General features: G+C 72.4%; 10 protein-coding genes. 3 read left to right on the top strand and 7 right to left on the bottom strand.

Annotation, left to right across the window (positions count from 1 at the left end):
• Positions 1-31: 31 nt before the first annotated feature.
• Positions 32-1,018, bottom strand: coding sequence for an NAD-dependent epimerase/dehydratase family protein (locus tag FYC51_RS09770; protein ID WP_148733361.1), 987 nt, complete (start codon positions 1,016-1,018; stop codon positions 32-34).
• A 7-nt stretch (positions 1,019-1,025) separates the two neighbouring features.
• Positions 1,026-1,184: a hypothetical protein gene (locus tag FYC51_RS19230; RefSeq protein WP_187432568.1), complete on the bottom strand. Its 159-nt coding sequence runs from the start codon at positions 1,182-1,184 to the stop codon at positions 1,026-1,028.
• A gap of 263 nt (positions 1,185-1,447) precedes the next feature.
• Between FYC51_RS19230 and FYC51_RS09765 the strand changes: the two genes are divergently transcribed.
• Positions 1,448-3,703, top strand: a complete 2,256-nt coding sequence (locus FYC51_RS09765) for a copper-translocating P-type ATPase (protein ID WP_420797243.1) — start codon at positions 1,448-1,450, stop codon at positions 3,701-3,703.
• 27 nt (positions 3,704-3,730) lie between these two features.
• Here the strand turns inward: FYC51_RS09765 and FYC51_RS09760 are convergent, their stop codons facing one another.
• Genes FYC51_RS09760 through FYC51_RS09745 form a run of 4 tightly spaced genes read right to left on the bottom strand, consistent with a single transcriptional unit; the run spans position 3,731 to position 7,030 of the window.
• Positions 3,731-4,882 carry a molybdopterin molybdotransferase MoeA gene (locus FYC51_RS09760; protein WP_148733360.1) on the bottom strand — a complete coding sequence of 384 codons (1,152 nt, stop codon included), beginning with the start codon at positions 4,880-4,882 and terminating at the stop codon, positions 3,731-3,733.
• Positions 4,879-5,148: a DUF6457 domain-containing protein gene (locus tag FYC51_RS19225; RefSeq protein ID WP_187432567.1), complete on the bottom strand. Its 270-nt coding sequence runs from the start codon at positions 5,146-5,148 to the stop codon at positions 4,879-4,881. Before FYC51_RS19225 ends, FYC51_RS09760 begins: the two co-directional genes overlap by 4 nt.
• Entirely contained in the window at positions 5,145-5,747 is a 603-nt protein-coding gene (gene mobA, locus FYC51_RS09750; protein ID WP_238476287.1) for a molybdenum cofactor guanylyltransferase, read from the bottom strand. The genes FYC51_RS19225 and mobA overlap by 4 nt, the downstream gene beginning before the upstream one ends.
• A gap of 44 nt (positions 5,748-5,791) precedes the next feature.
• Positions 5,792-7,030 carry an FAD-dependent monooxygenase family protein gene (locus FYC51_RS09745; RefSeq protein ID WP_148733359.1) on the bottom strand — a complete coding sequence of 413 codons (1,239 nt, stop codon included), beginning with the start codon at positions 7,028-7,030 and terminating at the stop codon, positions 5,792-5,794.
• A 251-nt stretch (positions 7,031-7,281) separates the two neighbouring features.
• Here FYC51_RS09745 and FYC51_RS09740 point away from each other — a divergent pair, with 251 nt between their 5' ends.
• Entirely contained in the window at positions 7,282-7,713 is a 432-nt protein-coding gene (locus FYC51_RS09740; RefSeq protein ID WP_148733358.1) for a YciI family protein, read from the top strand.
• Complete coding sequence (locus FYC51_RS09735) at positions 7,714-9,027, top strand: RNA polymerase sigma factor (protein WP_148733357.1); 1,314 nt, start codon at positions 7,714-7,716, stop codon at positions 9,025-9,027.
• 7 nt (positions 9,028-9,034) lie between these two features.
• On the opposite strand, the gene FYC51_RS09730 is transcribed toward FYC51_RS09735, so the two are convergent.
• A complete protein-coding gene (locus tag FYC51_RS09730; protein ID WP_148733356.1) occupies positions 9,035-12,214 on the bottom strand; it encodes an efflux RND transporter permease subunit in 3,180 nt (1,059 codons plus the stop codon).
• Positions 12,215-12,224 lie beyond the last annotated feature (10 nt).

Genomic DNA, 12,224 nt, shown 5'->3' with positions numbered 1-12,224 from the left:
GGTCCCACCCCGGAAGGAACAAGCCCGCCCGCTATCCCCGCAGAGCCGCGAGCAGCTCCCGCTCCTTCGCCTTCGACAGCCCGGCGCCGCGCTCGCGGTCGAGCCCCTTCCTGCGCTCCCACTCGAGGGTCTCGGCGAGGAGCTGCTCGAGTGGACGCAGGCGCAGCCCCGCCGCCTTCGCGGCCGCGTTCGAGCGGTCGAGGAAGGCGTTCCACTCGGGGTCGATGATCCAGAGCGGCAGCGAGTCGGGTCCCGACCACTCGGCGACCCCCTGGTCGGCGAGCCACTCGGGCGACACCGCGACGACCTCGCCGCGGTGTCCGCCGACCGCACGACTCGCCTCGAGCCAGTCCTCGAACGACACGCGGTCGCCCACGGCGTTGAAGGCGCCCCTGCGCCCGGCCGCGACCGAGTCGAGCGTGAAACGGACGAGGTCGTCGACGTGGATGGCCTGCACCGATGCGTCGAGGATGTCGGGCACGAGCATCGGATCGTCGTCGCGCGCCGCTCGGGCGACCCAGTACCCACTGCGACCCGAGGCGTCACCCGGACCCGCGATGAGCCCGGGACGCACGACGAGCAGCCGGTCGCCGAGCGCCTCGCGATACGCCTGCTCGATCGCCGACTTCGCCTCGCCGTACGTGTCGGGCGTCGACTCGTCGGATGCGAGCGGCGGCATGAGCGCGGCGGACTCGTCGGCGCCCGGCTCGTCCTGCGCGGCGTACACATTGCCCGACGAGATGAAGGTGAAGTGCGCGGCCCGAGGCCCGAGGTCCGCGGCGGCTCGTCGCGCGAAGCCGGGCTGGCGCGTCACGTCGATCACCGCATCCCAGTCACGACCCGACACGGCGTCGTAGGCGCCCGGCTTCGAACGGTCGGCCACGACGAGCTCGGCGCCGTCGGGCACCGCTCCGGCCTCGCCGCGCGCGAGGCACGTCACGCGATCGCCGCGGGCGAGCGCCTCTTGCGCGATCGTGCGTCCGAGCCATTGCGTGCCACCGAGGATGAGCAGGTCCATCCGCACATCACAGCACGCGACGGATGCCGCGGTCGCCCATGTTCTCCGATCGCGAACCGGGCTGGACGGCCACGCCCCCGATCCGGCATGGCGGATGCCGGGATGCCGCGGCGCTCGTCCACTCGTCGCGCCGGGCAGTGCGCCACTTCGCTGCCGTCTGCGCCACGCCAAGAGGCGCAGGGGGCTCGGAAGTGGCGCAGAGGGTTCGTGCGGCGAGATCGGGAAGGGAATCGCACGGGTCGTCGTTGTGAAAGATACCCCTAGGGGGTATGCTGCGAAGCTGAGCGATGTGGAGGAAGATCGATGGACATGACGCGGGACGAGACGCAGGGCCACCGCGGGCACGAGCAGCATGGCGTGCACACGGGACACGGCGCGCAGGCGAGCCACGAAATGCACGCGGAGCACGACGCGCACGCCGGGCACGACATGCACGCCGACCATGATGCACACGCGGGCCACGACATGAACCACGCCGGCCACGAGATGAGCCACGACGCACACGCCGGCCACGAGATGAGCCACGACGCACACGCCGGCCACGACATCGGCCACGACGCACACGCCGGCCACGACATGGGCCATGCGGGCCACGACGCGCACGCCGGCCACGACGCACACGCCGGCCACGCCGGCCACGGCGACCACGTCGGCCAGTTCCGCCGCCTGTTCTGGATCAACCTCGTGCTCGCGGTGCCGACGATCCTGTTCAGCCCGATGTTCGCCGACATCATCGGCTATGCCCTGCCCGACAACGCCCTGATCCCGTGGATCTCCCCCGCGCTCGGCACCGTCATGTTCTTCTGGGGCGGCCGCCCGTTCCTCACGGGCGCCTGGTCGGAGCTGAAGGCGCGCAAGCCCGGCATGATGCTGCTGATCGGCCTCGCGATCACGGTCGCGTACTTCGCGTCGCTCGGCGCGAGCCTGGGCCTGCTCGACCACCGCCTCGACTTCTGGTGGGAGCTCGCGCTGCTGATCGTCATCATGCTGCTCGGCCACTGGATCGAGATGCGCTCGATCGCCGCGACCTCGTCGGCGCTCGACGCGCTGGCCGCGCTGCTGCCCGATGAGGCCGAGCGCGTGACGGATGCCGCAGACGGCACCTCCACCGTCGAGATCGTCGCACCCGCAGACCTGCGCGTCGGCGACGTCGTGATCGTGCGGCCCGGCGGACGCGTCCCCGCCGACGGCGACGTGATCGACGGCACGGCCGCGATGGACGAGTCGATGATCACCGGCGAGTCCACGACGGTGAGCCGCGGCCCCGGCGACCACGTGGTCGCGGGCACCGTCGCGACCGACACCGCGATCCGCGTGCGGGTCTCCGCCGTCGGCGACGACACCGCGCTCGCGGGCATCCAGCGTCTCGTCGCGCAGGCGCAGGCGTCGAGCTCCCGCGCGCAGCGACTGGCCGACCGCGCCGCCGGCTGGCTGTTCTGGTTCGCCCTCGGTGTCGCGGCGATCACGGCGACCGTATGGACCCTCCTCGGCAGCCCCGACGACGCCGTCGTGCGCACCATCACCGTGCTCGTGATCGCGTGCCCCCACGCGCTCGGCCTGGCCATCCCGCTCGTCGTGTCGATCGCGACCGAGCGTGCGGCCCGCGGCGGCGTGCTCGTGACCGACCGCCTCGCGCTCGAGACCATGCGCACCGTGCAGGCCGTGCTGTTCGACAAGACCGGCACCCTCACGAAGGGCGAGCCGGCCGTGACGGATGCCGCGGCGGCCCCCGGCTGGAACCCCGACGAGCTCATGGCGCTGGCCGCCGCGGCGGAGGGCGACTCCGAGCACCCGCTCGCGAAGGCGATCGTCGCGGATGCCGCGCGCCGGGGCCTCGCCGTCCCGCAGGCGTCGGGCTTCACGGCGTCGGCCGCGATCGGCGTGCACGCCACCGTCGACGGCCGGTCGGTGCAGGTCGGCGGCCCCGGACTGCTCGCCCGCGAGGGCGCCGAGCCGCTCGCGGCATCCGCCGGATGGAGCGAGCGCGGCCAGACCGTGCTGCACGTGCTCGTCGACGGCCGCGTCGCCGGCGCCATCGCGCTGGCCGACGAGGTGCGGCCCGAGTCGAAGGAGGCGGTCGACGCGCTGCACGCGCTCGGCGTGCAGGTCGTGATGATCACGGGCGACGCCGAGCCGGTCGCCCGGAGCGTGGCCGCGAGCATCGGCATCGATCGCGTATACGCGGGCGTACGCCCCGAGGACAAGGCCGCGAAGGTGCAGGAGCTGCAGCACGAGGGCCTCAGCGTCGCGATGGTCGGCGACGGCGTGAACGACGCGCCCGCGCTCGCGCAGGCCGACGTCGGCATCGCCATCGGCGCCGGCACGGATGTCGCGATCGCATCGGCCGGGGTCATCCTCGCGTCGTCCGACCCGCGTTCGGTGATCTCGGTGATCGAGCTGTCGCGGGCCAGCTACCGCAAGATGGCGCAGAACCTGTGGTGGGCGGCCGGGTACAACCTCATCTCGGTGCCGCTCGCCGCCGGCGTGCTCGCCCCGATCGGGTTCGTGCTGCCGATGTCGGTCGGCGCGATCCTGATGAGCCTCTCGACCGTGATCGTCGCGCTCAACGCGCAGCTGCTGCGCCGGCTCGACCTGCGGCCCGAGGCGTCCACGCGGGCGGTCCTGGCTCGGGCCGGGCGCCCGACCGGCGCGGCGGAGCCGGAGCGGGTGGACGTCAGGGCGTAGCTCGTCGCGGCGGCCGGCGCGACCCGCTCACGTCGGCCACGGCAGCGGCAGCGCCGCGGCGGATGCCCCGCGGTCGACGCCCTCCTCGGGCACGACGAGCACGGCGTCCGCCGCGGCGAGCCCGCGCAGCATGCCCGACCCGAGGTGCGCGGTGGGCGTCGCGCCCCCGTCGCCCACCGCGACGGGCACCAGCCGAGTCGCACCGCGCGTCCCCGCGAGGGCCTCTGCGGCCACGACGGTCATCGTCGCGGCCGTCCGGCCGGTCCACTCGCCGAGCAGCGGGCCGCCGATCGCGAGCAGCCCGAGCACCGCGGCGAGCGGGTTGCCCGGGAGGCCGAGCACGAGCCGGTCGGGCAGTCGCGCGAGGAACGTCGGCCCACCCGGGCGCATCGCCACCGACGGCACGAGCACCTCGGCGCCGAGCCGCTCGACGGCCACGCGCACCTGGTCGGCGTGCGAGCCGCCCGTGCCGCCCGTGGTCACGACGAGGTCGACCCGGTCGGCGGTGATCGCGTCAGCGGTGGCGGCGGGGTCGTCGCCCACCCGGTGCACGGCGATCGCCTCGGCGCCCAGCTCGTCGAGGATCGCGGGCAGCGCGAGCCGGAAGCTGTCGCGCACGCGACCCGGCGCGGGCACACCCGACTCGACGACCTCGTCGCCCGTGAGCACGAGCGCCACCCGTGGACGTCTGCGTACGGTGAGCCGATCGGCCCCCGTGGCCGCGGCGAGCGCGACCCGCGGCGGCGTCACCAGGCTGCCGGCCCCGAGCACCAGCTCGCCCGCGGATGCCTCGGTGCCGGCCGGCCGGATGTGCCGACGCTCCGCGACGTCCCGGTGCCCCGTCTCGCCGACGGGCTCGAGCCGGCCGTCGACCACGCGCCCCGCCTCGGAGCGGAGCACGGCGTCGGCGCCATCCGGGACGAGTCCGCCCGTCACGATCACGACCGCCTCGCCCGCCTCGATCCCGGGTCCCTCGACGAGCCGCCACGGCGCCGCACCCCGCACGGCCCAGCCGTCCATGGCCGACGACGCGTAGTGCGGCAGCGGGATGGGCGTGTGCACGTCCGCGGCCAGGACCCGTCCGCCGGCGCGGTGCAGCGGCACGTGCTCGATCGCCGCGGCAGGGGCCGCCGCGGCCGCGCGCTCGCGCGCGACCTGCCAGGCGAGACCGCGACTCACGGGGACGCGAGCTTGCGCACGCGGTCGAGCACGTCGCGGGCGGCGGTCGCGGCATCCGCACCACCGGCGGCGGCGACGCCCGCCGCGTAGCCGGCCAGGTACGTCGTGATGGGCGCCGCCGGACGCATGACGGAATGCGCGGCGACACCGGCGACGCCGAGCACCTGCTGGATGTCGAGCGGCGCGTCCCTGATACCGAGCTCCGCGCGGACGCGATCGGCCCACTGCGCCAGCACCCGGTCGAACTCCTCGTCGGAGATCGTCATCGTCCCTCTCCTCCCGTCGCGCCGACGGCGTCGGCGTCGGCCCAGGTGTCCACGTCCATCGTCGCCTCGGGCGCCACGGCGATGTCGACGAGACGCAGCGGCTCGAGCAGCGTCCGCATCGAGACGCCGTCGAGCGTTCGCCCATCGGATGCCGCGGCGACGGCCGCCTCGAGCGCCGCTCGACGCACGACGCAGGTGAGGTGCTGCGCGCGACCGTCGGCATCGACCGCTCGCGCACCATCGGCATCGGGGGCGCCCCTGCCGAGCGCATCGAGGAGCGGCGCGATCGCCGCCGCCACGAACGGCAGGTCCCCGGCGAGCAGGAGCACCACATCAGCATCCCCGCCGAGCGCGCGCACGCCTGCCGCGACCGCCGCCGCCGGGCCGCCGAACGGCGGCTCCTCGCGCACCACGCGCACGTCGGTCGGCAGCGCCGATGCGCCGACCTCGCCGACCACCACGCGATCGCGCGCCACGTCGGCGGCGTCCACGACCCGCTCCAGCAGTGTGCGCCCGTCGACGCGGAGGTCGCCCTTGGCGGCGCCGCCGAGGCGTTCGGCGCGACCGCCCATGAGGATCACCGCATCGAGGACGAGCACGGCTCAATCGTAGGACCGACGGCCACGCGGCATCCGACCCGCCCTCAGTAGATGTGCAGCTTCTGCAGGAGCGCGAGCGGATCGTCGATCGACTCGAAGAGGTCCTTGTTGTGCTTGATCATCTTGCTGCGCATGTAGACGCGAAGCCACTGCTTGTACATGAAGAGCTCGTACTCGTCCTGGAGGTCGTCGACGGGCAGGGCGGGACGCGCGATGAGCTCGGCGAGCCGCATCGCGCACTCGAACCCGAGCGAGATCGACTGGAAGTACGGCGATCCGATGGCGGAGTCGCCGGCCAGGAATACCGGAGCGTGTGCGAAGGGGTGGTCGGTCCGTCCCGACCGCAGCCAGCGCCGGTTCGTCGCGTTCCGTGCCCGGTAGACGTTGAGCGGGATGCGCACGATCTCGAGGTCGCCGATCAGGTCGCCGTTCGTCTCCTCGCGGATCTTGTCGATGAAGCGGTCCATCGACTGGGCCATGGCGGGGAAGTTCTCGCGCAGCCATGCGCCGTCGCAACGCGGCGGGATCACCGCGAACTCCTCGGGGGTGATGGTCACGATGCCGGTCACGTGGCTGACGTGGCCGTCGTAGTGGGTGCGGTGCACCATCGGGATGAACTTGTACGTCGGGTTCCCGGCGTTCTTGTAGTACTTGCAGTACTCGTTGCAGTCGTAGGGCTGCCCGTACAGGAACGTGATGACGAGGGCGTACTCGAGGCGGACCGTCATGGTGTTCGCACGCGCCTCGACGTCGTCGTCGCCGGTGGTCAGGTGGTTCCTGAGGATGGAGCCGCTCCCGGTGCAGTCGACCAGGATGCCGCCCGGCTCGAGCATCGCGATCGCGTCCTCCGCCGTCACGATGCCCGACGCGCGGACGACCGGGTGCGCCGTGCGCGAATCGATGAGGTCGCTGAGCGACTGCTCGATCTCGTTGAGCGCGCAGAAGCCGAGCGACCACTCGTGGAGCAGCGCGCCCAGGTCGCTCGGGATCGTCCCGCGGAACGCGAGGCCGTCGAGGAGCTCGCCGGGATCGAACAGGGCGCCGATGCTGTCCCCGTCGATCTCGTCCGTCTCGTAGCTCTCGATCGAGTCCGCCACGAGGTACGGGGCGAGCTGCACCATGCGCGTGCGCGTGTACGTGGCGCGCTTCTCGTAGAGGTGCAGCGACATGCCCTCGATCGGCTGCAGCAGCGCCGTCAGCATCAGGCCGACCGGGCCGGCCCCGATCACGTGCACGTCGCCGGTGAACGGGCGGATCCCGGTTGTGGTGGGGGACGAGGACATGGAGCCTCCTTGCTCGTGCCGGAGCTCGCTCATGCGGGAGCGTGCGGCCGAGCCGGGCCGGTGGCGGCCTCACGGAGCCCCCTGCGAGAAACGACCGATCCTCAGGGTACGCCTCGCGCGCTCGTCCGGTTTCGGACGCACATGGAAACATGGCCCGAGGAATGTCCGCGACGATGTCGATCCGGCCACTGGCCCGTTCGACGTGCAAGTGAGGCGGGCGCACGGCCCGTCCGACGAAGGAGCGAATCACGATGAAGTACATGCTGATCATGCGGGACTCCGAGGAGGCCATCGAGGCCTCGAAGGACCTCGACTTCGAGGAGATCATCGCGGCGATGGGTCGCTACAACGAGTCGCTCATCAAGGCCGGCGTGCTGCTCGCCGGCGAGGGCCTCGCGCCGGTCGAGGAGGGGTTCGTCGTCGACTTCGACGCGACACCGCCAGTCGTCACCGACGGCCCGTACGCCGAGGCGAAGGAGCTGTTCAACGGGTTCTGGATCATCGGCGTCTCGAGCAAGGAGGAGGCCATCGAGTGGGCCAAGCGCTGCCCGCTCGGGCCCGGGACGAAGCTCGAGGTGCGACGAGTGAACGAGCTCGAGGACTTCCCGCAGGACAACGAGTGGATCCAGAAGGAGGCCCAGTGGCGTGCCGACGCCGAGGGCCGACTCGGATCGTCGAGCTGAATGTCCGACGTGACGGATGCCGCGGGCGCGGTCGTCCCGGCGGATGACGCCGACGTCGACCGTGCCCGGCGCGCCCTCGCCGCGGTGTGGCGAATCGAGTCCGCGCGCATCATCGCGACGCTGACGCGCTTCGTCGGCGACGTCGGCCAGGCCGAGGACCTCGCCCAGGAGGCGATGCTCGAGGCGCTCAGGCAGTGGCCGGTCGAGGGCGTGCCGCGCAACGGCGGCGCCTGGCTCACGGCGGTCGCGAAGCGCCGCGCGATCGACGGCTGGCGGCGTCGCGAGCGGCTCGACGAGCGGTACGCCGCGATGGCCCGCGACCTCGAGGAGGAGGAGCGCACGGCATCCGGCACCTTCTGGGACCCCGACACCATCGACGACGACGTGCTGCGCCTCGTGTTCGTCGCGTGCCACCCCGTGCTCTCGCGGGAGGCGCAGATCGCGCTCACGCTGCGGATCGTCGGCGGCCTCAGCTCCGAGGAGATCGCCCGGGCATTCCTCGTGCCGGTCGCGACGATCCAGCAGCGCATCGTGCGGGCGAAGAAGACCCTCGCCGCGGCCAACGTGCCGTTCGAGGTGCCCGAGCCGCAGGACTACGCCGAGCGCCTCGGCTCGGTGCTCAGCGTGCTCTACCTGATCTTCAACGAGGGCTACCTGCCCGCGGCCGGCGACCAGTGGGTGCGACCGGATGTCTCGGCCGAGGCCCTCCGCCTCGCCCGTATGGTCGCCGGCCTCATGCCGCGGGAGCCCGAGGCGCAGTCGCTGGTGGCGCTCATGGAGTTCCACGCGGCGCGGTTCGCCACGCGCGTGGCGCGCGACGGCACGCCGATCCCCCTCGACGAGCAGGACCGCAGCCGCTGGGACCGCGCCCAGATCGAGCGTGGACGCGCCGCGCTCGCGCGCGCCGACCGCATCGGGCGCGGCCGAGCGTCGTACGGGCTGCAGGCCGCCATCGCCGAGTGCCACGCGGTGGCGCCGACCGCCGAGGACACCGACTGGGCCCGCATCGTGGTGCTCTACGAGGCGCTCGGACGCATCGCACCGTCGCCCGTCGTGGAGCTCAACCGTGCGGTCGCCGTGGCGATGTCCACCGGTCCGGCGAGCGCGCTGCGCCTCGTGGACGACCTCGAGCGCTCGGGGCGGCTCGCCGGCTACGCCGGGCTGCCCGCCGTGCGCGGCGAACTGCTCGCGCGGCTCGGCCGCAACGAGGAGGCCCGCGGCGAGCTCGAGAGCGCGGCGCGGCTCACGGGCAACGAGCGCGAGCGCGCCGCACTGCTCGCGAAGGCGGCGGGGCTCGGTCGGGCGGTCGAGTAGCGCTCGGCTACTCGACGACCGGCTCCGGCTCCCTCGCCGCCGCGGCGCCCTCCGCCGTCGCCGCCTTCCGCTCCCGGCGACGCTCGCGGCCGCCTTCGACGAGGTCGTAGAGCACGGGCAGCACGATGAGCGTGAGGGCCGTCGACGACACCAGGCCGCCGATCACCACGAGGGCGAGCGGCTGCGAGATGAAGCCGCTGTGGCCGGTGAGCCCGATCGCCATGGGCAGCAGCGCGAAGATCGTCGCGAGTGCGGTCATGAGGATCGGCCGGAGTCGGCGGGACGCGCCGTGCAGCAGCGCGTCGCGCACGTTGCGGCCGCGGTCGCGGTACTGGTTCACGAGGTCGACGAGCACGATCGCGTTCGTCACCACGATGCCGATGAGCATGAGCACGCCGACGAGCGACGCGACGCCGAGCGGGATGCCCGTGATGACCTGCAGCGCGATCGCGCCCGTGGCCGCGAACGGCACCGAGACGAGCAGCAGCAGCGGCTGCAGGAGCGAGCGGAACGTCGCCACCATCACGATGTAGACGATGAGGATCGCCGCAAGCAGGGCGAGGCCCAGCTGCGAGAACGACTCCTGCTGGTCGGCCGTGACGCCGCCGATGGAGGCACTGGCGCCCGCGGGCAGGTCGGCGCGGTCGACGGCCGCCGACACCTCGGCGCTCGCAGTGCCGAGGTCGTTGCTGTTCGGGGTCGCCGACACCGTCGCGCTGCGGAGGCCCTGCACGGTCGTGACCGACGACGGGCCGTCGACCTCCTCGACCGTGGCGAGCGTGTCGAGCGGCACCGGGCCCGTCCGCGTGGGCACCTCGAGGGCCGAGAGCTCCTCGACCGTCGCGGGCGGGTCCTCGCTCGCGAGGTAGATCGTGAGCGTCTTCTCATCGATCACGATCGAGCCCGCCGACTGCGGCTGCATGGCGGCCGAGACGAAGCCGCCGAGGGCGACCTCCGAGTAGCCGGCGGCCGCGGCATCCGCTCGATCGACCTCGACCGCGATGTACTCGCGCGACTCCGACAGGTTCGAGCTCACCTGCGACACCGAATCCAGGTCCTCGACCTCGGACTGCACCGCATCGGTCGCGGCCGCCAGGTCCTCCGCGTTCGACGCCGTGACGTCGACCTCGATGTCGTTCGAGGCGCCGAAGCCGCTCGATGCGGCGAGGGTGATCTCGCCGATGCCGTCACCGAGGTCGTCGAGCTCGGTGCGCACCTCGTCCTGCAGCGCCTCCTGGTCGGCGTTCTCGTCGGTCGTGACGGAGTACGTGATGGTGGCGCCGCTCCCGCCGCCGAGCACGGCGGCGAGGCCGCGACCGCCCGAGCCGATCGAGGTCTGCACCGTCTCGACGCCCTCGACGTCGAGCAGCGTGCGCTCGACGGGCTTCGATGCCTCGTCCATCGCCTCGAGGCTCGTGCCGACGGGCAGCTCCTGCGTGACCTGGAACGTGTTCTGGCCCGACGACCCGAGGAAGTTCGTCTTCATGAACGGCGTGAGCGCGAGCGTGCCGACGAGCACGAGGCCGGCGATCACGAGCGTGACGACGCCGTGCCGCAGCGTCCACTCGATGATCGGCAGGTAGCCGCGCTGCAGGCGCGACGGGTGCTCGAGCTCGTCGACGGATGCCGCGGGGCCCGACTCGTCGACGAACGCCGCCGCCGCGGCCTCCCCCACGTCGTCGTGCTTGTGGAGCTTCGCGGGCTTCAGGAACCAGTAGGCGAGCACGGGGACGATCGTGAGCGACACGAGCAGCGACGCGAGGAGCGCGATCGTGATCGTCAGCGAGAACGGCCGAAACAGCTCGCCCGTGACGCCCTCGACGAGGGCGATCGGCAGGAACACCGCGACCGTCGTGATCGTCGATGCCGTGATCGCGCCGGCGACCTCGCGCACGGCGTGCACGATCGTCGTGGCCTTGTCGACGCCCTCGACGAGGTGGCGCTTGATGTTCTCGATCACGACGATCGAGTCGTCGACCACTCGGCCGATGGCGATCGTGAGCGCGCCGAGCGTGAGGATGTTCAGCGTGTAATCGGCGGCCTGCAGCCCGATGAACGTGATGAGCACCGAGGTCGGGATCGAGATCGCGGTCACGAGCGTCGCGCGGATCGACAGCAGGAACACGAGGATCACGAGCACCGCGAAGAGCAGGCCGAGCAGCCCCTCGGTCGCGAGCGACTCGATCGACTGCTGGATGTAGGGCGCCTGGTCGAAGACGACGGTGAACGTCGCGCCGGGGTTCGTCGTGTCGAGCGACGACTCGAGGTCGGGCAGGATCGCGCGCACCTCGTTCGACACGTCGACCGTGTTGGCCGCGGGCAGCTTCGTGACGGAGATCGAGAGCGCGGGTTCGCCGTTGACGCGCGAGATGCTCGTGACCGGGTTGTCGGTGAGCTCCACGGATGCCACGTCGTCGATGGTCGTCGCCGGCCCCGGGGCACCCGGGGTGCCGAGCACCGGCAGCGCGGCGATGTCGTCGACGTCGGCGAGCACCTGGCCGGTCTGCACGGCGAACGTCGTGTCGTCCTCGGTGATCGTGCCGGCGGGCACGAGGAGGCCGTTCTGCGTCAGCGCGTCGCGGATCGCCTGCTGGGTCAGCCCCCGCGCAGCGAGCGCGGCGGGATCGGGCGTGATCGTGACGCGCTGCCCGACGTCGCCGATGAGCGTCGCCTCGCGCACGCCGTCGAGGTCGTTGATCTCGCCGAGCGTGGTGCGCGTGATCTCATCGGAGAGCGCGCTGACGTCGTCGGCGCCGGTCACGGCCACGACGATGACCGGGAAGTCGTCGAGGCTCAGGGCGAGCACCCGCGGGTCGACGTCCTCGGGCAGCTGGTTCGCGATGCGGTTCACCGCCGAGAGCAGCTTCTGCTCGGCGAACGCGAGGTCGGTGCCGTAGGTGAAGCTCGCGGTGACGCGGGAGAGGCCCGTCGAGCTCGTGGTCGAGGTGGACTCGAGCCCGGTGATGCCCTGGATCGCGGTCTCGATCGGCGTCGACACATCCGTGTTGACGACATCGGGCGAGGCGCCGGGGTACGACGTCACGATCGACAGCTGGGGGAACTCGATCGACGGGGCGAGCTCCTGCTTGAGGTTCGTCAGCGCGATGCCGCCGAAGATGGCGACGACCACGGTCACGAGGGCGATGAGCGCGCGGTTCTTCATGCTGAGCGCGGCAAGCAGGTGCATGCCCCTGATT

The sequence above is a fragment of the Agromyces mariniharenae genome (assembly GCF_008122505.1).
GTDB classification, from domain to species: domain Bacteria; phylum Actinomycetota; class Actinomycetes; order Actinomycetales; family Microbacteriaceae; genus Agromyces; species Agromyces mariniharenae.
The sequence above is the reverse complement of the archived record's forward strand: the minus strand, read 5'-3'. Positions and strand labels throughout refer to the sequence as shown.

What these genes read in the sequence shown, in the direction of transcription:
- FYC51_RS09770 (WP_148733361.1), bottom strand. Translation starts at nt 1,018, where the DNA reads ATGGACCTGCTCATCCTCGGTGGCACGCAATGGCTCGGACGCACGATC.
- FYC51_RS09765 (WP_420797243.1), top strand. Translation starts at nt 1,448, where the DNA reads ATGCACGCCGACCATGATGCACACGCGGGCCACGACATGAACCACGCC.
- FYC51_RS19225 (WP_187432567.1), bottom strand. Translation starts at nt 5,148, where the DNA reads ATGACGATCTCCGACGAGGAGTTCGACCGGGTGCTGGCGCAGTGGGCC.
- FYC51_RS09745 (WP_148733359.1), bottom strand. Translation starts at nt 7,030, where the DNA reads ATGTCCTCGTCCCCCACCACAACCGGGATCCGCCCGTTCACCGGCGAC.
- FYC51_RS09740 (WP_148733358.1), top strand. Translation starts at nt 7,282, where the DNA reads ATGAAGTACATGCTGATCATGCGGGACTCCGAGGAGGCCATCGAGGCC.
- FYC51_RS09735 (WP_148733357.1), top strand. Translation starts at nt 7,714, where the DNA reads ATGTCCGACGTGACGGATGCCGCGGGCGCGGTCGTCCCGGCGGATGAC.
- FYC51_RS09730 (WP_148733356.1), bottom strand. Translation starts at nt 12,214, where the DNA reads ATGCACCTGCTTGCCGCGCTCAGCATGAAGAACCGCGCGCTCATCGCC.